Consider the following 24,850-nt stretch of genomic DNA (forward strand, 5'->3'; position numbering starts at 1 on the left):
CCTTACGGCGTCAAGGCACCCTGCCGGTGATCAATCACCGTCGCCGTAGGGAAGCTCCGCGACGACCGACCAGCCCGTGCGGGCGTCGGCGTCCTCGGCCTCCAGGGGCCCGGCCTGCAGATCGCCGCCCAGCATCATCGCGCGCTCGCGCATCCCGACCAGCCCGTGGCCGCCGCCGTGCGACTCCGCCGGGGGGGTGCGGGCACCGTCGTCGGTGACCGTGACCCGCAGCGAGTCCGTCCCGTACCGGATCTCGATGTGCACCCGCGAGCCCGGCGCGTACCGGGAGGCGTTGCTGAGCGACTCTTGGACGATCCGGTACGCCGACAGGTCCACGCCCACGGTCAGCGGCCGCGGCAGCCCGGTCACCACGGTGGCGACCGACAGTCCGGACCGGCGGGCCGTCGAGACCAGATCGTCCAGCAGGTCCAGGCCCGGCTGCGGTGCCCGCTCGGCCCCCTCGTCGTCGGAGCGGAGCAGGCCCACCACCCGCCGCGTCTCGGTCAGCGCCTCGCGCGCCGCGTCCCGCACCACGCCGAACGTCTGCCGCGCCGCGTCCGGCAGCTCGGGAATCTTGTACGGAGCGGCCTCGGCCTGCATCGCGATCACCGACATGTGGTGCGCCACGACGTCGTGCAGCTCGCGCGCGATCCGCGCCCGTTCCTCCAGCACCGCCTGCCGGGCGAGGTCCTCGCGGTGCTGCTCCTCGCGGCGGCGCAGCTCGGCCATGGCCGAGTGCCGGCCGCCGACCGCGTCGCCGAACGTCAGCGCCAGCGCCGCGAGCCCGGCGAGGATCGTGCCGAACCAGCCGGGCGTCCCGAACAGCACCGCCGGCGCGAACACCCCGGCGATCGTGACCGCCCCGACGCCGACCGTGGTCTCCCGGTCGCAGCCCACTCCGACGAAGAACAGGATGACGATCATCGCCAGGATCGCCGTGACCGGCCACGGCATGAACCCCTCGCCGTGCCGGACCAGCACGATCAGCAGCATCCCGGCGGCCGCCGTCCGCCACGCCCGCAGCGGCCAGCGCGCCGCGAAGATCATCGGCGCGGCCTGCAGGACGCCCAGCGGCCAGGCGACGCCGGGGTCCATGTCGTCGTTGACGACGGAGATCGCGATGGATCCCGCGGTGAACCCGATCGTCAGGGCGACCAGGAACCCCAGCAGGGGATAGCGCAGCCACCGGTACTCCGGCAGGAGCGTGACGCCCGGTTCGTCCCCGCCGGGCAGGACGGCGGAGCGCACGCCCGCCGTCAGCCGCGGCCGCCCCGCCTCGGAGTGGTCGTTCTCGTTCATTTGACACGAAGCCTAGGACGTGCGGTCGCGGGCGCGCCTGCACCCGGGGAGGGAGATGCGAACCGCCCCCCGGGTATCGGAACCCCGGTGCGGCGATCTTGCGCGCGATCGCGTCCCGGACGGAGACTGCGGGCATGACGGACCTGAGGCATCCGATCTTCGCCCGGCTCTACCCGCGGATCGCCGCCGCGTCCGCGAAGGCGGGCGTGGACGCGCACCGCGCGGAACTGCTCGCCGGCGCGTCCGGCCGCGTCGTGGAGGTGGGCGCCGGGCACGGCGCCAACTTCCCGCACTACCCGCCGCAAGTCACCGAGGTCGTCGCGGTGGAGCCGGAGCCGCGGCTGCGCCGGGGCGCGATCGCCGCGGCGGCCGGGGCGCCCGTCCCGGTCTCGGTCCGGCCCGGCCGCGCCGAGGAACTCGGCCTGGACGCCGCGTCGTTCGACGTCGCCGTCGTGTCGCTCGTGCTGTGCTCGGTGCGCGACCCGCTGCGGGCGCTCGCCGAGATCAGGCGCGTCCTCAGGCCCGGCGGCGAACTGCGCTACTACGAGCACGTCCGTGGCGGCACGCCGCGCAAGGTCCGCGTCCAGCGGTACGCCGACCTCGTGTGGCCCTTCCTGGCCGGAGGCTGCCGGCTGGTCCGGCCCACCGACGCGCTCATCCCGCGCGCCGGCTTCACCGTCCGCGCCGAGCGCCGGTTCGAGTTTCCCGAGTCGGGACCGAACCCGGCCTCGCCGCACGTCCTGGGCGTCGCCGTCCGCGACTGACCCCGGCCGCGGGCCCGTCTTCCGCATAAGGTCATCGTTCCCGGGAAGATCGCGGCGCATGACCGACTCCGACGGCGACGGCGCGGCGCGGCGGGACGCGCCGCCCGGGGACGCCCCCTCCCACTCGGCCGCGACCGCCGTGCTCCTCGCGGGCGCGGCGGCCCTCGGCGGCTTCCTGTTCGGATACGACTCCTCGGTGATCAACGGGGCGGTCGGCGCGATCGAGGACGAGTTCGGCCTCAGCGACTTCGCGGTCGGCTTCGTCGTGTCGTCGGCGCTGCTCGGCTGCGCCGCCGGCGCCTGGTTCGCGGGCCCGCTCGCCGACCGGATCGGCCGGGTCCGGGTCATGCTGATCGCCGCGATCCTGTTCACGGTCAGCTCGCTCGGCTCCGCGCTGGCCTTCGGCGCGGCCGACCTGACGTTCTGGCGGGTCGTCGGCGGCCTCGCGATCGGCGCGGCGTCCGTCATCGCGCCCGCCTACATCGCCGAGATCGCCCCCGCCGAGCTGCGCGGCCGCCTCGGCTCGCTCCAGCAGATGGCGATCGTCCTCGGCATCTTCGCGGCGCTGGTCGTCGACTACGTGATCGCGGAGTCCTCCGACGGCGGTGCGAGCGGCGAGTTCCCCTGGGGCGGGACGGCCTGGCGGTGGATGTTCGCCAGCGAGCTGGTCCCCGCCGTCTTCTACGGGGTGATCGCGATGACGATCCCCGAGTCGCCGCGCTACCTGGTGAAGCGGCACGAGACCGAGCGGGCCCGGGACGTCCTGGCGAGGCTGATGACGCGGAGCGAGGTGGACGCCAAGATCCGGCAGATCGGTCGGTCGATCAGCGCCGACCGGCCGGTCCGGCTGCGCGACCTGCGCGGGCGCACGTTCGGCCTGCTGGCGGTCGTGTGGGTCGGCATCCTGCTGTCGGTCTTCCAGCAGTTCGTCGGCATCAACGTGATCTTCTACTACTCGTCGTCGCTGTGGCAGGCCGTCGGCTACACCGAGAGCGACGCCATGTTCACCTCCGTGGTCAACTCGGTGGTCAACGTGGTGTTCACGCTGGTGGCGATCGCGCTGATCGACCGGATCGGGCGGCGCCCGCTGCTGCTCGCCGGCGCCGCCGGCATGACGCTCTCGCTGGGCACGCTCGCCGTCTGCTTCTCCACCGCGACCGTGGTGGACGGGGAGCCCGCGCTCGGCGACGTCGCCGGCCCGATCGCGCTCGTGGCCGCCAACGTCTTCGTCGCCTCGTTCGCCGCGACCTGGGGCCCGGTCGTGTGGGTGATGCTCGGCGAGATGTTCAACAACTTCATCCGCGCCGCCGCGCTCGCCGTCGCGACCGCGGCGCAGTGGATCGCGAACTGGATCATCACGACGACGTTCCCGGAGCTGTCCAGCGTGTCGCTCGTCCTCGCCTACGGCCTGTACACCTTCTTCGCGGCGCTGGCGTTCTGGTTCACGTGGCGGGTCGTCCCGGAGACGAAGGGCCGCGAGCTGGAGGACATGGACAAGCTCACCATGCGGGCCCGCTCGTGACGGCCCGCTCGTGACGGCCTGCTCGTGACGCGGCCGATCGGCTACAGTGGAGGGATGCGAGCCGTGAGCGGGAACGTCTTCGAGACGACCACGCCGGGTCCTTCCCGGCGCGACGGCGGCATGTACTGACATTGCACGCGGTGAGGCCCCGGGAGCGATCCCGGGGCCTCACCGCTTTCCGGGGTCGTGCCCGAGCCCGCCGCCCGACGGAGAGGCAGGCGAATGGACGAGCGCAAGGGGCGGGATGCGTCCGGGGGAGTCCCCGACTCGATAGCATCGGAACCCGCCGACCCCAATCCGCCATCGCGAGGAGTGCCCGTGTCCACCGTGTCTGAGCTGCGCATCACCCTCGACGGGAGCGAACGAGCGGTGCCGGCGGGCTCGACCGCCGGGCACGCCCTCGACGCCGACGGCCGCACCGTCATCGCCGCCCGGGTGAACGGCGAGCTGCGCGACCTGGCCGGCGAGCTGCGCGACGGCGACAGCGTCGAACCGGTCGAGATCGGCTCGGCGGACGGCCGCGCGATCATGCGGCACTCGGCCGCGCACGTGATGGCGCAGGCCGTCCAGGAACTGTTCCCGGAGGCGAAGCTCGGCATTGGCCCGCCGGTGGACAACGGCTTCTACTACGACTTCGACGTCGCCGATCCGTTCACCCCCGACGACCTCAAGCGCATCGAGAAGCGGATGCGCGAGATCGTCAAGCAGGGGCAGCGGTTCGCCCGGCGCCCGGTGTCCGACGACGACGCGCGCGCCGAGCTGGCCGCCGAGCCCTACAAGCTCGAGCTGATCGGCCTCAAGGGCGGTGCCGCCGAGGACGCGGCGGACGGCGCGGACGTCGAGGTCGGCGCCGGCGAGCTGACCATCTACGACAATCTCGACGCCAAGTCCGGCGAGCTGCGCTGGAAGGACCTGTGCCGCGGCCCGCACCTGCCCAGCACCCGCGTCATCCCGGCGTTCAAGCTGATGCGCTCCGGCGGCGCGTACTGGCGGGGCAGCGAGAAGAACCCCCAGCTGCAGCGCATCTACGGCACCGCGTGGGAGTCCCGGGAGAAGCAGGACGAGTACCTGAAGTTCCTCGAGGAGGCCGAGAAGCGCGACCACCGCAGGCTCGGCGCGGAACTCGACCTGTTCTCCTTCCCGCCCGAACTGGGCAGCGGGCTGCCGGTCTTCCATCCCAAGGGCGGGATCATCCGCAAGGAGATGGAGGACTACATGCGGCGGCGGCAGCACGAGGCGGGCTACGAGTTCGTCAACACCCCGCACATCACCAAGTCGTCGCTCTTCGAGATCTCCGGCCACCTGCCCTACTACGGCGAGGACATGTTCCCGCCCTTCGAGGTGGACGAGGTCGAGTACCGGGTCAAGCCGATGAACTGCCCGATGCACAACCTGATCTTCAGGTCGCGCGGCCGGTCGTACCGCGAGCTGCCGCTGCGGATGTGCGAGTTCGGCTCGGTCTACCGGTACGAGAAGTCCGGCGTGGTGCACGGGCTCACCCGCGTGCGCGGCATGACCCAGGACGACGCCCACATCTACACCACCAAGGAGGAGATGGGCGACGAGATCAAGTCGCTGCTGGACTTCGTGCTCAGCGTGCTGCGCGACTTCGGTCTCTCGGAGTTCTACCTGGAGCTGTCGACCAAGGACGATTCCGACAAGTTCATCGGCGAGGACGCCGACTGGGCGGAGGCCACCGAGGCGCTCCGCCGGGCGGCCGAGGAGTCCGGCCTCGACCTGGTCGACGATCCGGGCGGCGCCGCCTTCTACGGTCCCAAGATCTCGGTCCAGGCGAAGGACGCGATCGGCCGCACCTGGCAGCTGTCGACCATCCAGCTCGACTTCAACCAGCCGAAGCGGTTCGGGCTGGAGTACCAGGCCTCGGACGGCACCCGGCAGCAGCCCGCGATGATCCACCGGGCGCTGTTCGGGTCGATCGAGCGGTTCCTCGGGGTGCTGGTCGAGCACTACGCCGGCGCGATGCCGCCGTGGCTGTCGCCCGTCCAGGTCGTCGGGATCCCGATCGGCGACGCGCACGTCCCGCACCTGGAGAAGACCGCCGCGGCGCTGCGCGCGCGCGGGATCCGGGTGGAGGTCGACACCTCCTCCGACCGCATGCAGAAGAAGATCCGCAACGCGCAGAAGCAGAAGATCCCGTACATGCTGCTGGCGGGTGACGACGACATCGCCAAGGACGCCGTGTCGTTCCGTTACCGCAACGGGGAGCAGAAGAACGGCGTGCCGATCGGCGAGGCGGTCGAGGAGATCGCCAAGGCCGTCGAGGCCCGCGTGCAGATCTGATCCCCGGCCGGTGCGTCCGCTCCCGGGGCGCGGCGCCGGACGTGCCGTGAGCGCACCCCCGAATTGGTAGCCTCGCGCTCGTCGTGCGGGAGCGGAGAGAGGGCTGGACGCGGATGAAGAGCAGGAGGCCGGGGCGGCGCGGCCGGTCGATCTGGGGACGCGTCGCCGGATACGGCGGTGCGGTCCTGCTCGTCGCGGCGGCCGTCGCGGTCCTGCTCGTCCCGCTGCTGGAGGACGACGGCGGCGCGGACCCCGCGGCGGCGGGACGGCCGGCGGACGGTGCGCCGGCCCCGTCCGGCGCCCCGTCCGACGCGCCCACCCGGCACACCGAGCCGCCCGCGACGATCCGGACGCCCGGGGCGACCGCGCCCGACGGCGGCGGGACGCAGGGCGGCCAGGGCGGCGCGAGCGGGGACGGCGGGCCGCCGATGCCGGGCGAGCTCGGCGGCGGCACCGGCACGTCGTGGTGCCCGCAGGGGACCGCCGCCTACCGGGCGACCGGGACGGGGGTGGACGTCGTCGTCGCCGTGGCCTCCAGCGGCGCCGTCCGGGCCGAACTGCAGACCCGGGGAGAGGCCGCTCCGCGGTCGCAGCAGACGACGATCCGGGGCGGCAGCCCGCACACGTTCCGCTTCACCGGCGTCTCCCCGCAGCGGGTCGAACGCGTGAAGATCACGACGGTGTCGGTGGGCGTGGCGATGCAGACCTGCTACGCCCGCGCCGCCGCCTGAACCGGGCGGCGCGTCAGCGGCGGCGCGTCAGGCGGGCGGCGCCCCGGCCGGGCGGCGGACGTCCTCGACCGACACGTTGACGACCGCGACGCGCATCCCGAGCATCAGGCCCGCCATCCGCGCCGCGCTCTCCTGCACGGCCGCGGCGACGTCCCTGATGACGCTGCCGTACGCCACGACGATGCCGACGTCGAGCGTCACCTCGTCGTCGCGGACCCGGACGCGAACCCCGCCCTCGCCGTCCGCACCCGGCACGCTCAGCGCGACGACGCCGCGCACGTCCAGCGCGGCCAGCTCGGCGATCCGATCGATGACCGCGTCCTCGATCGCGATGCGCCCGTCCACGCCCGCGCCGCCCGGCGCCGCCGGAGGCGCCGCGTCACGGTGCGGGCGCGGCGGCGGGACGGGCGCGGGCGGCGCGGCGGCGCGCTCGCCGGGGAACTCGGGGGCGGCGGGCGGCGGCGCGGACAGCGGCGTGCCCGGCGGGGCCATGGGCCCCGGCGGCCCGGAAAAGAACCGCATCGGGCCCGTGTCCGGGCGCGGCGCCGGACGGCCGTGCTCGGCGGGACGCTCGTCGGGCTCGCTCATGATCGCTCCCACGGGACGGGTCGGACCACCATCCTGGCCGACCCATGATGGCCGATCATCATCGTGGCGCAAGCCCCGGGCCGCCGTCACGGAGGCCGCCGCTCACCGGCGCGTCCCGGCGGCCCGCCGGAACCCGGCTGCGCTCGCGCGGGAACGTCTCTCTATGCTGCTGGTCAGGCCGTGAACAAAAGGAGACCGCCGCCTTGACCGCAGAGCCGGAGGAGCCCGTGGAGCACGAGGAGCGGCACGGGCGCGACGAGCCGCCCGGGGCGGGCCCCGGTGATCGGCGCAGTCCCCGCTACGAGGAGGAGCGGGGCGGAGCGGGCATGCCCGACAACTTCCAGCGGCTGTGGACCCCGCACCGGATGGCCTACATCAAGGGGTCGGGCTCGGGGGGCGGCTGCCCGTTCTGCGAGATCCCGAAGATGTCCGACGACGAGGGGCTCGTCGTCTCGCGCGGGGAGACGGTGTACACGGTGCTCAACCTGTACCCGTACAACTCCGGGCACCTGATGGTCGTCCCGTACCGGCACGTCGCCGACTACGGGGAGCTGGACGAGGCGGAGTACGTCGAGCTGGCCGAGTTCACCCGGCTGGCGCTGGCGGCGCTGCGCAAGGCGAGCGGCGCGCAGGGATTCAACGTCGGGATGAACCTCGGGCTGGTGGCGGGCGCGGGGATCGCCGCCCACCTGCACCAGCACGTCGTCCCGCGCTGGGGCGGCGACACGAACTTCATGCCGGTGGTGGGGCACACCAACGTGCTGCCGCAGCTGCTGCGCGACACCCGCCGGATGATCGCCGACTGCTGGCCGGGCGACTGACCCCGGCCGCGCCGCGGGCGGGGGCGGGCCGCCGTCCCGGCCGCCGCGCCCCCGCCGGACGCCCGGTCAGCCGGTCTCGCGCGACGCGGCGGCGACCTTCTCGGTCAGGTGGGACGGGAGCGGCTCGTAACGCAGGAACGCGCGGCTGAACGTGCCCGTGCCGTGCGACATCGAGCGCAGGTCGATCGCGTACCGGACGATCTCCAGCTGCGGCACCTCGGCCTTGATCGCGGTGCGGCCGCCCTGGATCGCGCGGGAGCCGAGGACGCGGCCGCGCCGCGAGGTCAGATCGGACATGACCGTCCCCACGTGCTCGTCGGCGATCAGCACGTCGACCTCGTCGACCGGCTCGAGCAGCAGGATCGGCACCGCCGCCGCGGCGTCCTTGAGCGCCTGCGCCCCGGCCGCCTGGAAGGCCATGTCGGACGAGTCGACCGAGTGCGCCTTGCCGTCGCGCAGCGTGACCTTGATGTCGACCAGCGGGTACCCGGCCGACACCCCGCGCTCCATCTGGTGCCGCAGGCCCTTCTCGACCGACGGGATGAACTGCCGGGGGATCACCCCGCCGACGATCTTGTCGACGAACTCGAAGCCCTCGCCGGACGGCAGCGGCTCGACATCGATGTGGCAGATGCCGTACTGCCCGTGCCCGCCGCTCTGCTTGACATGCCGGCCCAGGCCCTTGGCGGTGCCGCCGAACGTCTCCCGCAGCGGCACCCGCAGGTCCCCCCGGTCGACCTCGACGCCGTAGCGGGTGTGCAGCCGCTCGATCAGCACCTCGGCGTGCGCCTCGCCCATGCACCACAGGACCAGCTGCCGGGTCTCGGAGTTGTTCTCCAGCCGCAGGGTCGGGTCCTCGGCGACGAGCCGGGACAGCGCCTGGCTGAGCTTGTCCTCGTCGGCCTTGGAGTGCGCGTGGACGGCCACCGGCAGCAGCGGGTCGGGCATCGACCAGGGGGCCATGACCACGGGGGAGCCGGGGTCGGAGAGCGTGTCGCCGGTCTCGGCGCGGCTCAACTTGGCGACGGCGCAGATGTCCCCGGCGATGCACGACGACATCGTCCGCTGGGTCTTTCCGAGAGGGGAGGTGAGCGCCCCGACCCGCTCGTCGACGTCGTGGTCCTCGTGGCCGCGGTCCTCGAGTCCGTGCCCGGAGACGTGCACCACGGTGTCGGGACGCAGCGTCCCGGAGAACACCCGGACGAGCGAGACGCGGCCCACGTACGGGTCGGAGGCGGTCTTGACGACCTCGGCGACCAGCGGGCCCTCGGGATCGCAGGCGACCTCCCGCGGCGGGCCGCCCGCGACCGGCGTCACCGTCGGGATGCGGTGCTCCGGCGGGGACGGGAACGCCTGGGTGATGACCTCCAGCAGCTCCTGCATGCCGATCACCGGACCGGGATGGTCGCCGTGCGGCACCGCCGTGGCCAGCACCGGGAAGAAGCTGCCGCGCGCCACCGCGGTCTCCAGGTCCTCGATCAGCGCCTTGACGTCGATCTCCTCACCGGACACGTACCGGTCCATGAGGGTCTCGTCCTCGCTCTCCTGGATGATCCCCTCGATCAGCGAGGCGCGCTGCTCGGCGATCTGCTCCAGGTAGCGCGGGTCGGGCTCGCACTCGGTGCGCGTCCCGGTCGAGTAGTCCAGGCAGCGCCGGGTCAGCAACCCGATCAGCCCCTTCGGGCCGCCGTCCCCGTCGGTGGGGAAGTACACCGGGGCGACGCCCTCACCGAAGGCGTCCTGGCAGGTCAGGACGGTGTCGTCGTAGTCGCCGCGCTGCTGGTCGATCTTGGTGATGACGACCGCGCGCGGCATGCCGACCGCCGCGCACTCCTCCCACAGCATCCGGGTGAGCCCGTCGATGCCGTCCACCGCCGAGATCACGAACAGCGCGGCGTCCGCGGCGCGCAGTCCGGCGCGCAGGTCGCCGACGAAGTCGGCGTATCCCGGTGTGTCGATCAGGTTGATCTTGATGCCCGCGTGCACGAGCGGTGCGAGCGCGAGGTTGACCGAGCGCTGCCGGCGCAGCTCGGCCTCGTCGAAGTCGCTGACGGTGGTGCCGTCCTCGACCCGCCCGGCCCGCTGGATCGTGCCGGTCGCCGCGAGCAGCGCCTCGACGAGCGTCGTCTTGCCCGCCCCGGAATGGCCGACCAGCGCGACGTTGCGCACCTTGTCGCACCCGCCGGCCTCCGGTGCCCTGCCGGCGCCTCCGGTGTGGCCTCCCTTGTCCGCCATGGCTACCTCCTCGGAGGGGTCTCCGCGCGCGTCGCCGCGCGGGGGCCCGCGTACGGTGGGGCCCGGCCCGGCGGCCCGGCCCCGACGTCCGAGTGCGGCGTCCGGCCTCGCCTAGGCGTGATCGACGTCACACCCGTTCCAACACCCTTTCCCGTGATTCGCGGGATCACAAGAGGTGAACGGCAAACAACGCGAATCGGTCGGGGATGAAAAGGAGTGAACCGGACGGAACCGGTCGCCCGAGGTCCTTCCCGCGCGCCGCCCCCGCCGGTGCGCGCCGGCGCCCGCGGGCCGGGCGCGCGGCGAGCACGGGGCGCACCGGGGCGCACTACGATGGGCGCGCTGCTGGAGCCCGCGGGGGGCCTTCACCAGACACACGAGAACGGACGGCGATGCTCAACAAACTGAGGCCCGCGCTCGGGCGAGTCCTGACGCCCATCGGGCAGGCGGTCGCGCGGACGGGGGTCTCGCCCAACGCCATCACGATCATCGGGACGGCGGGCGTGGCGGCCGGCGCCCTGCTGCTGTTCCCGCGCGGCGAGTTCTTCTGGGGCACGATGGTGATCACCGCCTTCGTGCTGTTCGACATGCTGGACGGCGCCGTCGCCCGCGTCACCGGGAAGATCTCCAGGTTCGGCGCGTTCCTGGACTCCACGATGGACCGGGTCGCCGACGCCGCGATCTTCTCCGGGCTGATGATCGGCCTGTACCGGGACGGGCAGGAGGCCCTCGCGGGCGTCGCCCTCTACTGCCTGGTGTCCGGGGTCGTCGTCTCCTACGCCAAGGCCCGTGCGGAAGGGCTCGGCTACACCTGCGACGTCGGCATCGCCGAGCGCGCCGAGCGGCTGATCGTCGCGCTCGTCGCCGCCGGTTTCTCCGGCCTCGGCGTCCCGTACATCCTCGCCGCCGCGCTGTGGGCGCTGGCGGCGCTCAGCACCGTCACCGTCGGGCAGCGGTTCGCGACCGTCTACGCCCAGGCGAAGGCCGACCCCGCGCCCGCCCCGGCCGGCGGCGCGCCCTCCGGCGGCGGCGCGGACCGGACGGACGAGCCCGGCGCGGCGAATGCGGGGGACCGCGCCGGCGACCGCGACGGTGTCACCGGCCCCCGCCGCCGCGACGGCGACGGCCCGGGCGCGAAGGCGGCCGCGAACGCCGGTCCGGAGCGGCGACGATGAACGTCCCGTTCCGCGACGAGGCCGCGGACGCCGCCTACGCCCTCGGCTGGACGGTCGTCCGCAAGATGCCCGAGCGGGCGGCCCGGCTGGCGTTCACCGCCATCGCCGACCGCACCTGGCACCGGCACGGCGCCGGGGTCCGGCAGTTGGAGCGGAACCTGTGCCGCGTCCTCGGCAAGGACGCCGTCGACGACGAGGTCCGCGTCCTCAGCAAGAAGGTCATGCGGTCTTACCTGCGGTACTGGCTGGAGGTGTTCCGCCTCCCCGAGTACGACCGGGAGCGGATCCTCGGCCGGATGCGCGTTACCGGCGAGAAGAAGATCTTCACCAACCTCGACGCGGGCCGCGGGGTGATCCTCGCCCTCCCGCACATGGGCAACTACGAGCACGCCGGGGCCTGGCTCGTCCACAGCGGCCACCCCTTCACCACCGTCGCCGAGCGCCTCAGGCCCGTGTCGCTGTTCGACCGGTTCGTCGAGTTCCGCGAGGGGCTCGGCATGGAGGTCCTCGCCCACAAGGGCGCGTCCGCGTACGGCCGGATGGCGCGGCGCCTGCGCGAGGGGCGCCCGGTCTGCCTCGTCGTCGACCGCGACCTCACCGAGAGCGGCGTGGACGTCGAGTTCTTCGGCGCCACCGCCCGCATGCCCGCCGTGTCCGCCGCCCTGGCGTTGCAGACCGGCGCCGCGCTGATCCCCGTGACGCTCTGGTACGAAGGCGAGTACTGGGCGGCGCGTGTGCACGAGGAGATCCTCGTGCCCGCCGAGGGCGCCAGACAGGAGAAGATCCGCGCCATGACCCAGGAACTGGCCACGGTCTTCGAGGCGGGCATCGCGGCCCACCCCGAGGACTGGCACATGCTGCAGCAAGTGTGGCTCGACGATCTGCCGGAGGCCCTCGGATGAGGGTCGGCATCGTCTGCCCCTACACCTGGAACGTCCCCGGCGGCGTCCAGCGGCACATCGCCGACCTCGCCGAGGCGCTGATCGCCCTCGGCCACACCGTCTCGGTGATCACCCCGGCGGACGACGACGCCGACCTGCCCCCCTACGCGGTCTCGGCCGGACGCGCCGTCCCCGTCCCCTACAACGGCTCGGTCGCGCGGCTGGCGTTCGGGTTCCTGTCCTCGGCCCGGGTCCGGCGGTGGATCCACGAGGGCGGCTTCGACGTTCTCCACGTGCACGAGCCCGCCGCGCCGTCCCTGGGCCTGCTCGCGTGCTGGACGGCCGACGGCCCGATCGTCGGCACGTTCCACGCGTCCTACGAGAAGTCCCGCGTGGTGTCGGTCACCGCCCCGATCCTGCAGAGCGCCCTGGAGAAGATCACCGGGCGGATCGCGGTGTCGGAGGCCGCCCGCACCACGCTCGTCGAGCACCTCGGCGGCGACGCCGTCCTCATCCCCAACGGGGTCGCCACGGAGCGGTACGCGATGGCCGCGCCGCTGCCCGGCTGGCCCGGCCGCGCCGACGGCCCCGGGGACGGCTCGGGCATGGAGTCGCTCGGCTTCCTCGGCCGGATGGACGAACCCCGCAAGGGCCTGTCGGTGCTGCTGCGCGCCTTCGAGATCCTCGGCCGCGCCCGCCCCCGGCTGCGGCTGCTGATCGCCGGACCCGGCGACGCCGACGACGTGCTGTCCCGCGTCTCCCCGGACCTGCGCGACCGGGTCGTCCTGCTCGGCATGGTCAGCGAGGAGGACAAGGTCCGCGCCTACCACTCGGTGGACGTGTTCGTCGCGCCGAACCTCGGCGGGGAGAGCTTCGGCATCGTCCTCGCCGAGGCGATGGCGGCGGGCGCCCCCATCCTGGCCAGCGACATCGAGGCGTTCGACCGGGTGCTGCGCGGCGGCCGGGCCGGGGCGCTGTTCGCCACCGGCGACCACGCGGCGCTCGCCGCGGCGGCCGGCGAGCTGCTCGACGACCCCGCGCGCCGCAAGCAGCTGTCCGCGGAGGCGCGCACCGCCGTCCGCGACTACGACTGGTCGGCCGTCGCCCGCGACGTGCTGAGGGTGTACGAGACCGTCTCCCTCGGCCACGCCGGCGTCGTCGAGACCGGCCCCGGGGCCTAGGAGACCGCCGGATGCCCGACTGGATCATCGACGTCCTGTTCTGGATCGCCGTCGCGTTCCTGCTCGCCGTGTACGTGTCGTGGCGCGCGACCCGCCTCGACCGGCTGCACGTCCGCGCCGAGACGGCCCGCGCCGCGCTCGACGCCGCGCTCGTCCGGCGGGCGGCCGCGGCGCTCGAGCTCGCCGCGTCCCGGCTGCTGGACCCCGCCACCAGCCTGGTCCTGGCCACCGCCGCGCACGAGGCCCGCACCGCCGACGCCGAGCACCGCGAGTTCGCCGAGAGCGACCTGTCGCGGGCGCTGCGCGCGGTCGTCGACCAGCCCGGCTTCGTCGACACGCTCACCGGGCGCGCCGACGGGGACGGCAAGGCGGTGCTGGAGGAGCTGTCCTCCTCCGCCGCGAAGGTCGCCTACGCGCGCCGCTTCTACAACGACGCCGTCTCCCAGGCCCGCATCGCGCGGCGCAAGCTGCTGATCCGGGCGCTGCGGCTGGCCGGGAGGGCCCCGCTGCCGGGCTTCTTCGAGATCGACGACGACCCGCCCGGGATCTGACCCGCCGCGCCGCCCGGACGGGGCACGGCGCCCGTTTCGCTACCCTCTGGCGCAGATCTCGCGAAGGAGGGGTCACGTTGCGAATCTCCCGAGGCGGGACCGCCGCCGGACCGGCGGCCGCGGGGCTCGGCGCGCTCGTCCTCGCCGCCGCGCTCACCGCCTGCTCCGGCGGGGACGGGACGCGCGGGGCCGAACCGCCCAGCGCGCCCGGCGGCGGGGAGAGCACCGCACCGGCCGCGAGCCCCGGTCTGCCGTACCACCCGTTCGACGGCGGCACCGAGGGCCTGCGCGACCCGGTGCTCGCGGTGAAGATCGCCAACACCGAGCGGGCGCTCCCGCAGTCCGGTGTCAAGGACGCCGACATCGTGTACGTCGAGCAGGTCGAGGGCGGGGCGACCCGGCTGATGACGGTGTACTCCTCCGAACTGCCCGAGCGCGTCGGGCCCGTCCGCAGCGCGCGGATCTCCGACCTGCACCTCCTGCGGCAGTTCGGGAGCCCCGCGTTCGCGTTCTCCGGCGTGCAGAGCAAGATGAAGAAGGACATCCGGGAGGCGCCCTCCTACGACGTCTCCCAGGAGAACGGCGGTTCCGCCTACTTCCGCGCGGGCCCGAAACCCATCCCGTACAACCTGTACGCGGACCCGCGCGACCTGCTGGAACTCGCGCCGAAGGCCGGCGGCCCGCGCGACATCGGCTTCCGCTTCGGGGCCGCCCCGGAGGGCGGCGAGCCCACGAAGTCGTTCACCGCGAAATGGCCCGCGGCGTCCATGGGCTTCAGCTGGTCGGCCGAGGAGAAGCGCTGGCTGGCGAGTTTCGACGGCCGTCCCGACATGGCCGCCGAGGGCGGTCGGCTCGGCGGAGCCACCGTCGTCGTCCAGTACGCGAAGACGACCCGCTCGAAGTTCCGTGACTCCCTCGGCCACTACACGCCGCTGATCCGGACGACCGGCACCGGCCGCGCGCTCGTCCTGCGCGACGGCAAGGGCTACGACGCCCGCTGGGCGCGGCCGTCCGAGGAGGGGGGAACGACCTTCACCACCGCCGACGGCAGGCCGATGACCTTCGCGCCGGGCCAGGTCTGGGTGGTGCTGGTCAACGAGGGCGGCCCCGTCATCCCCTGAACGGGCGGCCCGAGGGCGCCCGCCCGTCCCGTCCCGGACGACCTGTAAACCGGACGGCCCTCGCGTTGACGGTCTGCCGGGTCCAAGAGCAGCACGAGCAGGCAATATCATGGAAAGCGACTAGTCGTCCGCTCACGTGAGGATTTGCCCGTGTCCACTTCCAGCCCCGCTTCCGAGAACACCGCGCCGGAGACCGGGACCGCCCGCGTCAAGCGCGGTATGGCGGAGATGCTCAAGGGCGGCGTGATCATGGACGTCGTCACGCCGGAGCAGGCGAAGATCGCCGAAGACGCCGGCGCGGTCGCCGTGATGGCACTGGAGCGCGTCCCCGCCGACATCCGCGCCGAGGGCGGCATCTCCCGGATGAGCGACCCCGACATGATCGACGGGATCATCTCGGCGGTCTCCATCCCGGTCATGGCCAAGGCCCGCATCGGCCACTTCGTCGAGGCGCGGGTGCTGCAGGCGCTCGGCGTCGACTACATCGACGAGTCCGAGGTGCTCACCCCCGCCGACTACGAGAACCACATCGACAAGTTCGCGTTCACCGTCCCGTTCGTGTGCGGCGCCACCAACCTGGGCGAGGCGCTGCGCCGCATCACCGAGGGCGCGGCGATGATCCGCTCCAAGGGCGAGGCCGGCACCGGGGACGTCTCCAACGCCACCACCCACATGCGCCAGATCCGGCAGCAGATCCGCCGGCTGCAGAACCTGCCCGAGGACGAGCTGTACGTCGCCGCCAAGGAGCTGCAGGCCCCCTACGAGCTCGTCAAGGAGGTCGCGAAGGCGGGCAAGCTGCCCGTCGTGCTGTTCACCGCCGGCGGCATCGCCACCCCGGCCGACGCCGCCATGATGATGCAGCTCGGCGCCGAGGGCGTCTTCGTCGGCTCCGGCATCTTCAAGTCCGGCAACCCCGCCCAGCGCGCCGAGGCGATCGTGAAGGCCACCACCTTCCACGACGACCCCGAGGTCATCGCCAAGGTCTCCCGCGGCCTCGGCGACGCGATGGTCGGCATCAACGTCGCCTCCCTCGGCGACGACCAGAAGTTCGCAGGTCGCGGCTGGTGATCCGCTGACGCAGGCCGGATGATCGCCGCGCCGTCCCCGGCGGGACGGCGCGGCGACCGCTTTCGGCCCCTCCACGGCGCGTCATAACGGGGTTACGCTGGCGGCGCGGCCGGCGCCCGGCCGCGGGAGGGGAGAGCATGGCCTGGTCGGTCGCGCTGGCGTGCGCGAGCGCGGGGGAGCCCGCCGACGTCTTCCGCCCGGGGCTGGAACCCGATCCGGACGCCGCCGCGCGCATCGCCCGCGGCCTGCACCCGGCGGGCACCCTCACCGAGACCGGCGACACCGTCCTCGACTTCGCCCTCTGGCCCTACGAGGACGAGCTGTTCGTGGGGGCGTTCGGCTCGCTCGACGCCGCCCGCGCCGGCCGCGTCGCGCGGGCGCTGCTGGTGTGCGACCGCCGCCTGTTCCGCCTCGACGACGACGCCCGCCGCGTCGCCGACACCGCCGCCGCCGCGCTGCCCGGCGCCCGCTGCGGCGTGCTCGTCCTGCACAGCGTCGTCCGCGGCTGCTGGTTCCGCTGGTACGAGGACGCCGAACTGCGCCGGGACGTCTTCCTCACCGCCGAGGACGGCGTCATCGTCGACCAGGGCGCCCGGCTCCCCGCCGAGCGCCCGTTCTGGCGCGCCCTCGACGCCGGGGCACCGGACGTCCCGCTGCCGTTCGACCCCGAGGAGTTCGGGCTGGCGCTCGCCGCCGCCCACATGTTCGGCCGCGGCATCGCCGACCGCGGCAAGGACGGTTTCCTGCCCCTGGAACTGCCGCTGCGCCGCTTCAAGTTCGGCGCCCGCGCCCGGGCCGGGCGCGGCGGCCCCCGGTGACCGCACGGCCCTGAGCCGGGAAGACGCGCCCGGGCCCGGGGCGTTGGACAAAGCGTCCAGACGACGGAACGTCTAGGGTTGGTCCGTCCGCATCCCCCGGAAGGTTCATACGTGACTGCCGTACCGACCATCGGCGTCCTGGCCCTGCAGGGCGACGTGCGCGAGCACGCGCGCGCCCTCGAGCAGGCCGGGGCCCGAACCCTGAACGTGCGCCGCGCCGCGGAGCTGGAACGCGTCGACGGACTCGTCCTGCCCGGCGGGGAGTCCACCGCCATGTGGCGGCTGGCACGCGCGTTCGACCTGCTGGAGCCGCTCCGCAAGCGGATCGAGGCGGGCATGCCCGCCTACGGCTCCTGCGCCGGCATGATCATGCTGGCCGACCGCATCCGCGACGGGGCGGCAGGCCAGGAGACCGTCGGGGGGATCGACATGACCGTGCGGCGCAACGCCTTCGGCCGGCAGGTCGACTCGTTCGAGTCCGACGTGCCGCTGACCGGTATGGGCGACACGCCGTACCACGCCGTGTTCATCCGCGCCCCCTGGGTCGAGTCCACCGGCGGCGCCGTCGAGATCATCGGCCGCGCCGAAGGCGGTCCGAACGCCGGTAGGATCGTCGCCGTCCGCCAGGGACGGCTGATGGCCACCGCGTTCCACCCGGAGCTGACGGGCGACTTCCGCGTGCACCACTACTTCGCCGATCTGGTGCGCCGGGCGATGGTTGAGGAGGATTGAGATGTCCGGCCATTCCAAATGGGCGACGACCAAGCACAAGAAGGCGGCCCTCGACGCCAAGCGGGGCAAGCTCTTCGCGAAGCTGATCAAGAACATCGAGGTGGCGGCCCGCACCGGCGGCGGCGACCCCGACGCCAACCCCACCCTGTACGACGCCATCTACAAGGCGAAGAAGAACTCCGTCCCCAACGACAACATCGAGCGCGCGCGCAAGCGCGGCGCCGGTGAGGAGGCCGGGGGCGCCGACTGGCAGAACATCACCTACGAGGGCTACGCGCCCGGCGGCGTCGCGGTGCTCATCGAGTGCCTCACCGACAACCGCAACCGCGCCGCCTCGGAGGTGCGCGTCGCGCTGACCCGCAACGGCGGCTCCCTCGCCGACCCCGGCTCGGTGTCGTACATGTTCACCCGCAAGGGCGTCGTGATCGTCCCGAAGAACGGCACCAGCGAGGACGACGTGATGATGGCCGTCCTGGACGCCGGCGCCGAGGAGGTCAACGAGCTCGACGAGGAGAACTTCGAGGTCGTCAGCGAGGCCGGTGACCTCGTCGCCGTCCGCACCGCCCTCCAGGACGCCGGGATCGACTACGAGTCGGCCGAGAGCAAGTTCCTGCCGAGCGTCACCGTCCCGCTGGACGAGGAGAACGCGAAGAAGGTCTTCCGCCTCCTGGACGCCCTCGAGGACTCCGACGACGTCCAAGATGTCTACGCGAACTTCGACGTCCCGGACGAGGTGCTGGCGACGCTCGACGCCTGAGCCCCGCCCGCGACCGCCGTCCCGAACGCCGGCTCCGTGCACGCCGCCGCGCACCCACCGCGCGGCGGCGTCCGCGCGTCCCGCCGGTCCCTCGGTGCACCGGTCCCTCGGTGCACCGGTTCCTCGGTGCACCGATCCGGGACGGACGCGGTATCCGGGACACACGCGGCGGGCGCTGCGCGATGTCGGCGCGCGTTGGTAGCGTTGGCGGCCCGAACAGATGATCGAGGGGGCGGCCGTGCGGGTGATGGGGGTGGACCCCGGGCTCACCCGGTGCGGGGTCGGGGTCGTCGAGGGCGCCCCGGGCAGGCGGCTGCGGCTGCTGCACGTGTCGGTCGTGCGGACGGCCGCCGACGAGGACCACGCGCTCCGGCTGCTCGGCATCGAGCGGGGCATCGAGGCACTCATGGACGAGCTGGACCCCGAGGCCGTCGCCGTCGAGCGGGTGTTCTCGCAGCACAACGTCCGGACCGTGATGGGCACCGCCCAGGCCGCGGGCATCGCGATGCTGGCCGCCGCGCGCCGCGGCCTGCCGGTCGCCCTGCACACCCCGAGCGAGGCCAAGGCGGCCGTCACCGGGAACGGACGCGCCGACAAGGCGCAGGTGACGAAGATGGTGACGCGGCTCCTCGAACTGGAGGAGGCCCCCAAACCCGCCGACGCGGCCGACGCCCTCGCCCTCGCCATCTGCCACGTGTGGCGCGGCGGCGCGCCCGGCCACCGGGCGCACGCGTTCCGGTCGCGGATCGAGGAGGCGGCGCGGGCCGAACGCGAACGGCTCGCCGCCCGCAGAACAGGAGGAGCCGTCCAGTGATCGCCTTCGTCAGCGGCGAGGTCGCCGCCGCCGGACCCGACGGGGCGGTGATCGACGTGCACGGCGTCGGCCTCGCCGTGCAGTGCACCCCCGCGACTCTGGCCGGGCTGCGGGTCGGCGACCGCGCCCGGGTGCCGACGTCACTGGTCGTCCGGGAGGACTCGCTGACCCTCTTCGGGTTCGCCGACGACGACGAGCGGACGGTCTTCGAGTTGCTGCAGACCGCGAGCGGCGTCGGGCCGCGGCTCGCACTGGCGATGCTGGCCGTCCACACCCCGAACGCGCTCCGCCGGGCCGTGGCCGCCGAGGACCTCACCGCCCTCACCAAGGTCCCCGGCATCGGGAAGAAGGGCGCGCAGCGCATCGTCCTCGAGCTGCGCGACCGCCTCGGCGGCCCGGTCGGCGACGGCGCGGACGAGGTGCGGACGCCCGCCAGGGCCGAGCCGTGGCGCGAGCAGGTGCAGATGGGCCTGGTCAACCTCGGCTGGTCGGCCAAGGACTCCGACGCCGCGGTGGACGCCGTCGCCGCCGACCTGGACGGCGCGGACGCGCCGCCGGTCGCCGCGCTGCTGAAGTCGGCACTGAAGAAGCTGAGCAAGTGAGCGCCCGCGGGACGGCCGGGCGCCGCCGGACGGGGGCGGGCCGGTGAGCGAGGACGAGCGGATCGTCTCGGCGGACGCCGACGGGCCCGACGAGCAGGTCATCGAGGCCGCGCTGCGGCCGAAGAAGCTCGGCGACTTCGTCGGGCAGGAACGGGTCCGCGAGCAGCTCGCGCTGGTACTGCACGGCGCGCTGCGGCGCGGCCGGACGCCCGACCACGTGCTGCTGTCCGGCGGTCCGGGCCTCGGCAAGACCACCCTCGCGATGATCATCGCGGCCGAGCTGGGACAGCCGCTGCGGATCTCCTCCGGCCCCGCCATCGAGCGGGCCGGCGACCTGGCGGCCGTCCTGTCGACGCTGTCGGAGGGCGAGGTCCTGTTCCTGGACGAGATCCACCGGCTGGCCCGGCCCGCCGAGGAGATGCTCTACATGGCGATGGAGGACTTCCGCGTCGACGTCGTGGTGGGCAAGGGCCCCGGCGCGACCGCGATCCCCCTCGACATCGCGCCGTTCACCCTGGTGGGGGCGACGACCCGCGCCGGGATGCTGCCGGGTCCCCTGCGCGACCGGTTCGGTTTCACCGCCCACATGGACTTCTACGAGCCCGCCGAACTGGAGATCATCGTGCGGCGCTCGGCAGGCCTGCTCGGTCTGGAGATCACCGACGAGGGCGCGGCGGAGATCTCCGGGCGCGCCCGGGGCACGCCCCGGATCGCGAACCGGCTGCTGCGCCGCGTCCGCGACTACGCCGAGGTGCGCGGCGACGGGATCGTCGACCGGGAATCGGCGCGAACGGCACTATCGTTGTACGAAGTGGACGAACGGGGTCTCGACCGGCTCGACCGTGCCGTGCTCGGATCCCTGCTGCGCAAGTTCGGTGGCGGCCCGGTCGGGCTGTCGACGCTGGCCGTCGCGGTGGGGGAGGAGCCGGAAACGGTCGAAGTGGTCGCCGAACCGTTCCTGGTGAGGCAGGGGCTGCTGGCCCGGACGCCGCGCGGCCGGGTCGCCACCGGCGCCGCGTGGGCGCATCTCGGGCTGACCCCGCCGCCGACGGCGCCGCTGGCCGGGACGCTCTTCGACCTGGACGGCGACACCGACCGGCCGCAACAGTGATCATCGGGTAACGGGTTGGGAACTTCCCGGCGTCCCTGATCGTCACGTCGTTGCCGGGGTCTGGCGTAATCTCTAGACTCCGGGACCTGGTTCACCGTCTTCCAGCCGACGGTTCCAATGATGTGGCCGATCCGGTCACGGGCTGGGCAATCGACACCGGAAGGATGCCCCGGTAATGGGCGGCGACATGATCATTGCGGCGGAGTCGGGCGGCAGCGGGGCCTTCAACCTCCTGCTCCTGCTGGCCATCCCGCTGGTCTTCTACTTTCTCCTCATCCGGCCGCAGAACAAGCGGCGCAAGGAGCAGCTGCAGATGGAGAGCAATCTGCAGCCGGGTGCCCGCGTGATGACGACCAGCGGCATGCGCGCCACCGTGCTGTCGGTGGACGACGACGGCGTGGTGCTGGAGATCGCGGACGGCGTCGAGGTGAGCTTCGTCAAGCAGGCCGTCATGCGGGTCCTCCAGGACGACGAGGCCGAGGGCGCCGACGCCGAGGAGCTCGACCTCGACGAGGACGACGATGACGACTCGGCCGACGCCGAGCGCGACGGTGCCGCCGTCGACCTCACCAAGGACGACGCCTCCGACGACGAGGACGACGAGGACGAGGCGCCCGCGGCGAAGGCCGAGGCGAAGACCGGCGCGAAGGCCGGGAGGAAGTCCTCGGACTGACGTCGTTCCGGCACCGAATTCAAGACGGGAAGTAAGACGACAAGTGGCTCCCCCTAGGAACGTCCCCAAGCCGGGACGCACCCTTCTCGCGCTCTTCGCGATCCTGGTGGTCCTGGCAGGAACGGCGGTCCTGCAGGGGCAGACGACGCCCAAGCTCGGCCTGGACCTCGCCGGCGGAACGACCGTGACGCTGTCGGCCAAGACGCCGAACGGCGCCGCGCCGCCGGCCGAGCAGATGGACCAGGCCGTCAAGATCATGACCCAGCGGGTCAACGGTCTGGGCGTCTCGGACGCCGAGGTGCAGAAGCAGGGCGGCGACAACATCGTCGTGAACGTTCCGGGGGCCGGCCAGAACCGTGTCGTGAACATGATCGGCACGACCGCGAAGCTCCAGTTCCGCCAGGTGTTCGCCAGCGCGGACGGGCGGCCGGCGACGGGGGCGACCCCGTCGCCGGCGCCGTCGGCGAGCGGCGGCGAGCAGGCCGACCGGGGCAGCGGGGACCGCGGCGACCAGGACGGGGAGGCGAGCCCGTCGCCGTCCGCCTCGGCGTCGCCCGGCGGCGAGCAGGCCGCCCCGTCCCCCTCGTCCTCCGCCGCGTCGCGCGGCCGTGCCGTGTCCCGGGCCCTGACGGCGCCCACCCCCTCCGCGACGGCCTCCCCGTCGCCGTCCGGTCCGGCCGGGACGGCGGAGACGCCCGAACCGTCCGGGGCGCCCGAGGGGGCCGGCGGGGCGGACGGCTCGTCGCTCTACCCCGGCGTCCAGGACCAGGCCGTCGTCAAGCAGTTCGAGGAGCTCGACTGCTACAACGGCGACCGCCGCGCCCCGGGCTCGAACGACCCCAAGCGCGACTGGGTCGTCGCCTGCGACCAGGAACTCGAGAACGGCCAGGTCACCAAGTACATCCTCGGCCCCGTCCGGGTGCTCGGCGAGAACGTCGACGGCGCCGAGGCGGTCCCGCCGAACGCCCAGCAGGGGCAGCCGAGCTGGTCGGTCTCGCTCGACTTCGACGGGACCGGCGGCGACAGGTTCGGCCAGGTCACCACCGAGGCCTACGGCGCCTACCAGCAGGACCCGACGTCCGCGCAGGCGCAGATCGCGATCGTCCTGGACGGCCAGGTCGTCTCCGCGCCCGCGATCAACCGGGGCGCGATCACCGGCGGCACCGCCAGCATCGACGGCCCGCCCGAGAGCTTTGACCAGCAGTACGCCACCGACCTGGCCAACGTGCTCAAGTACGGGGCGCTGCCGCTGGAGTTCCAGCAGAGCTCCATCGACGAGGTCTCGTCCACGCTCGGCTCGGACCAGCTGACCGGCGGCCTGATCGCCGGCGCCATCGGTCTCGGCCTCGTGGTCCTCTACTGCATGGTCTACTACCGGGGCCTCGGCCTGGTGGCGGTGTCCAGCCTCGTGGTCGCGGCCGCGATCACCTACCTGGCGGTGGTGATCCTCGGTGAGAACATGGGCTTCCGGCTCTCGCTGCCGCACATCATCGGCCTGATCGTGTCGATCGGCATCACCGCCGACTCGTTCATCGTCTACTTCGAGCGGCTCCGCGACGAGTTGCGCGCGGGCCGCAGGCTCCGGCCGTCCGTCGAGACGGCCTGGAAGCGCGCCCGCCGCACCATCCTGGTCGCCGACGCGGTGACCTTCCTGGCCGCGCTCGTGCTGTACTTCCTCGCGGTCGGCGGCGTCGCCGGATTCGCCTTCGCCATGGGACTGACCACGCTCATCGACGTCGTCGTGGTGTTCTTCTTCACCAAGCCGCTGGTGGCGGTGCTGTCGCGCACGAAGTTCTTCGGCCAGGGCCATCCGCTGTCCGGGGTCGACGCCAAACGGCTGCGCCGCACCCCCGGCCCCGGCGCGGGCTCCGGTGCCACCGCCCGTCCGACGAGCCAGGAGGCCTGAGCCATGGCGACGCGTGCGATCATCTCCCGGATCTACCGGGGCGAGGTCAGTGCCGACATCGTCGGCCGGCCGAAGCTGTGGTACTCGATCTCCGGCCTCCTGCTCGTCCTGTCGATCGCCGGCCTGGTCGTGCAGGGCCTGAACTTCGGCGTGGAGTTCAAGGGCGGCTCGGTCTTCACCTTCCAGGCGCCGAGCGCCTCGATCGAGCAGGTGCGCGGCGCCGTCGCCGACGGCGGCGCCCACCAGACGATCGTGCAGGAGTCCGGGGACAAGTGGCGGGTGACCACGGAGAGCATGTCCTCAGACGAGGTCACCGAGGTCAAGCAGAGCGTCACCGAGCGGCTCGGCGTCCCGGGGGAGAAGGTCAGCACCCAGGTCGTCGGTGCCTCCTGGGGCGGCGAGATCCAGTCGAAGGCCTGGCAGGCCCTCGCGGTCTTCATGGTGCTGATCATCGCGTACCTGTCCATCGCGTTCGAATGGCGGATGGCGGCCGCGGCGGTCGTCGCACTCGTCCACGACCTCGTGATCACGGCGGGCGTCTACGCGTGGTCCGGGTTCGAGGTGACCCCGGCCACGCTGCTGGGCTTCCTGACGATCCTGGGCTACTCGCTGTACGACGCGGTCGTGGTCTTCGACATGATCAAGGAGGTCACCAAGCCGCTCGGCCCGACCTCCAAGACCACCTACAGCGAGGCCGCGAACAAGGCGCTCGCGAACACGCTCGTCCGCTCGCTGAACACCTCGCTGGTCGCGATCCTGCCGGTGGCGGCGATCCTGTTCATCGGGACGACGCTGTTCGGAGCGGGAACGCTCAAGGACCTTTCGCTCGCACTGTTCGTCGGCATGATCGTCGGGACGTACTCGTCCCTGTGCGTCGCCACGCCCCTGCTGGTGCAGCTCAAGGAGCGCGAGCCCAAGTACCGCGAGATCCGGGCGAACATCGCGCGCCGCGAGGCCAGCGCCAAGCGGCAGGCGAAGACCGCCGCCAAGGTCAAGGCGACGGCGGGTGCGCCCGGAGGCGGCCCGGACGAGGACGCGGGCGATGCCGGGGACGCCGACGACGGCCCGGCGGATCCCGCCGAGGACGTCACGACCCCGGCTCCCGTCCGCAAGGTGACGCAGACGGGGCCGCGGCAGCAGCCCAGGCGCGGCACGCGCCAGCAGCGCCGCGGCCGCTGAAGCGGGCCGCGCGGCGGCGA

General features: G+C 73.1%; 23 protein-coding genes. 20 read left to right on the forward strand and 3 right to left on the reverse strand.

The genetic code is table 11. The features are described 5' to 3' along the window. Positions 1–30: 30 nt before the first annotated feature. Positions 31–1,299, reverse strand: coding sequence for a sensor histidine kinase (locus tag F7P10_RS40100; RefSeq protein WP_151017201.1), 1,269 nt, complete (start codon positions 1,297–1,299; stop codon positions 31–33). Positions 1,300–1,433: 134 nt separating this feature from the next. Here F7P10_RS40100 and F7P10_RS40105 point away from each other — a divergent pair, with 134 nt between their 5' ends. The 4 genes from F7P10_RS40105 (at position 1,434) to F7P10_RS40120 (ending at position 6,617) form a co-directional block, all read left to right on the forward strand. Next, entirely contained in the window at positions 1,434–2,063 is a 630-nt protein-coding gene (locus F7P10_RS40105) for a class I SAM-dependent methyltransferase (RefSeq protein WP_151017202.1), read from the forward strand. A 58-nt stretch (positions 2,064–2,121) separates the two neighbouring features. After that, positions 2,122–3,585 (forward strand): sugar porter family MFS transporter, encoded by a 1,464-nt coding sequence (locus F7P10_RS40110; protein ID WP_151017203.1) that lies wholly within the window; start codon positions 2,122–2,124, stop codon positions 3,583–3,585. Positions 3,586–3,903: 318 nt separating this feature from the next. Then, complete coding sequence (gene thrS / locus F7P10_RS40115; protein ID WP_151017204.1) at positions 3,904–5,886, forward strand: threonine--tRNA ligase; 1,983 nt, start codon at positions 3,904–3,906, stop codon at positions 5,884–5,886. Between the two features lie 83 nt (positions 5,887–5,969). Beyond that, positions 5,970–6,617, forward strand: a complete 648-nt coding sequence (locus F7P10_RS40120) for a hypothetical protein (protein WP_151017205.1) — start codon at positions 5,970–5,972, stop codon at positions 6,615–6,617. A 27-nt stretch (positions 6,618–6,644) separates the two neighbouring features. On the opposite strand, the gene F7P10_RS40125 is transcribed toward F7P10_RS40120, so the two are convergent. Then, complete coding sequence (locus tag F7P10_RS40125; RefSeq protein WP_151017206.1) at positions 6,645–7,205, reverse strand: Asp23/Gls24 family envelope stress response protein; 561 nt, start codon at positions 7,203–7,205, stop codon at positions 6,645–6,647. A 326-nt stretch (positions 7,206–7,531) separates the two neighbouring features. Between F7P10_RS40125 and F7P10_RS40130 the strand changes: the two genes are divergently transcribed. After that, on the forward strand, positions 7,532–8,026 hold the full coding sequence (locus tag F7P10_RS40130; protein WP_151018618.1) for an HIT domain-containing protein: 495 nt from the start codon (positions 7,532–7,534) through the stop codon (positions 8,024–8,026). A 66-nt stretch (positions 8,027–8,092) separates the two neighbouring features. Here the strand turns inward: F7P10_RS40130 and F7P10_RS40135 are convergent, their stop codons facing one another. Continuing rightward, positions 8,093–10,261: an elongation factor G-like protein EF-G2 gene (locus F7P10_RS40135; protein WP_151017207.1), complete on the reverse strand. Its 2,169-nt coding sequence runs from the start codon at positions 10,259–10,261 to the stop codon at positions 8,093–8,095. A 392-nt stretch (positions 10,262–10,653) separates the two neighbouring features. Here F7P10_RS40135 and pgsA point away from each other — a divergent pair, with 392 nt between their 5' ends. From pgsA to secF, 15 genes are all read left to right on the forward strand, one after another. After that, positions 10,654–11,436 (forward strand): phosphatidylinositol phosphate synthase, encoded by a 783-nt coding sequence (gene pgsA / locus F7P10_RS40140; protein WP_151017208.1) that lies wholly within the window; start codon positions 10,654–10,656, stop codon positions 11,434–11,436. Then, a complete protein-coding gene (locus F7P10_RS40145; RefSeq protein ID WP_151017209.1) occupies positions 11,433–12,338 on the forward strand; it encodes a phosphatidylinositol mannoside acyltransferase in 906 nt (301 codons plus the stop codon). Before pgsA ends, F7P10_RS40145 begins: the two co-directional genes overlap by 4 nt. Further along, entirely contained in the window at positions 12,335–13,498 is a 1,164-nt protein-coding gene (locus F7P10_RS40150) for a glycosyltransferase family 4 protein (RefSeq protein ID WP_151017210.1), read from the forward strand. Before F7P10_RS40145 ends, F7P10_RS40150 begins: the two co-directional genes overlap by 4 nt. An 11-nt stretch (positions 13,499–13,509) precedes the next feature. Then, positions 13,510–14,049 carry a LemA family protein gene (locus F7P10_RS40155; RefSeq protein ID WP_151017211.1) on the forward strand — a complete coding sequence of 180 codons (540 nt, stop codon included), beginning with the start codon at positions 13,510–13,512 and terminating at the stop codon, positions 14,047–14,049. A gap of 77 nt (positions 14,050–14,126) precedes the next feature. After that, positions 14,127–15,170, forward strand: a complete 1,044-nt coding sequence (locus tag F7P10_RS40160; protein ID WP_151017212.1) for a DUF3048 domain-containing protein — start codon at positions 14,127–14,129, stop codon at positions 15,168–15,170. 219 nt (positions 15,171–15,389) lie between these two features. Continuing rightward, positions 15,390–16,238: a pyridoxal 5'-phosphate synthase lyase subunit PdxS gene (gene pdxS / locus F7P10_RS40165; protein WP_254716857.1), complete on the forward strand. Its 849-nt coding sequence runs from the start codon at positions 15,390–15,392 to the stop codon at positions 16,236–16,238. A 137-nt stretch (positions 16,239–16,375) separates the two neighbouring features. After that, positions 16,376–17,056, forward strand: a complete 681-nt coding sequence (locus tag F7P10_RS40170; protein WP_151017214.1) for a hypothetical protein — start codon at positions 16,376–16,378, stop codon at positions 17,054–17,056. A 111-nt stretch (positions 17,057–17,167) separates the two neighbouring features. Further along, complete coding sequence (gene pdxT, locus F7P10_RS40175; protein WP_151017215.1) at positions 17,168–17,788, forward strand: pyridoxal 5'-phosphate synthase glutaminase subunit PdxT; 621 nt, start codon at positions 17,168–17,170, stop codon at positions 17,786–17,788. A 1-nt stretch (position 17,789) separates the two neighbouring features. After that, positions 17,790–18,545, forward strand: a complete 756-nt coding sequence (locus F7P10_RS40180; protein ID WP_151017216.1) for a YebC/PmpR family DNA-binding transcriptional regulator — start codon at positions 17,790–17,792, stop codon at positions 18,543–18,545. 220 nt (positions 18,546–18,765) lie between these two features. After that, positions 18,766–19,359 carry a crossover junction endodeoxyribonuclease RuvC gene (gene ruvC, locus F7P10_RS40185; RefSeq protein WP_254716265.1) on the forward strand — a complete coding sequence of 198 codons (594 nt, stop codon included), beginning with the start codon at positions 18,766–18,768 and terminating at the stop codon, positions 19,357–19,359. Further along, positions 19,356–19,961 (forward strand): Holliday junction branch migration protein RuvA, encoded by a 606-nt coding sequence (gene ruvA / locus F7P10_RS40190; protein ID WP_151017217.1) that lies wholly within the window; start codon positions 19,356–19,358, stop codon positions 19,959–19,961. Before ruvC ends, ruvA begins: the two co-directional genes overlap by 4 nt. A 43-nt stretch (positions 19,962–20,004) precedes the next feature. Further along, the gene (ruvB, locus tag F7P10_RS40195; RefSeq protein WP_151017218.1) at positions 20,005–21,072 is read left to right on the forward strand and encodes a Holliday junction branch migration DNA helicase RuvB; all 1,068 of its coding nucleotides are present in this window, start codon (positions 20,005–20,007) and stop codon (positions 21,070–21,072) included. A 187-nt stretch (positions 21,073–21,259) separates the two neighbouring features. After that, on the forward strand, positions 21,260–21,745 hold the full coding sequence (gene yajC, locus F7P10_RS40200) for a preprotein translocase subunit YajC (protein ID WP_254716266.1): 486 nt from the start codon (positions 21,260–21,262) through the stop codon (positions 21,743–21,745). A gap of 43 nt (positions 21,746–21,788) precedes the next feature. Beyond that, positions 21,789–23,651 carry a protein translocase subunit SecD gene (gene secD / locus F7P10_RS40205; protein ID WP_176611253.1) on the forward strand — a complete coding sequence of 621 codons (1,863 nt, stop codon included), beginning with the start codon at positions 21,789–21,791 and terminating at the stop codon, positions 23,649–23,651. Between the two features lie 3 nt (positions 23,652–23,654). Next, positions 23,655–24,830: a protein translocase subunit SecF gene (secF, locus tag F7P10_RS40210; protein WP_151017221.1), complete on the forward strand. Its 1,176-nt coding sequence runs from the start codon at positions 23,655–23,657 to the stop codon at positions 24,828–24,830. Positions 24,831–24,850 lie beyond the last annotated feature (20 nt).

This window comes from Actinomadura sp. WMMB 499, assembly GCF_008824145.1.
In the GTDB taxonomy this organism is placed as follows: domain Bacteria; phylum Actinomycetota; class Actinomycetes; order Streptosporangiales; family Streptosporangiaceae; genus Spirillospora.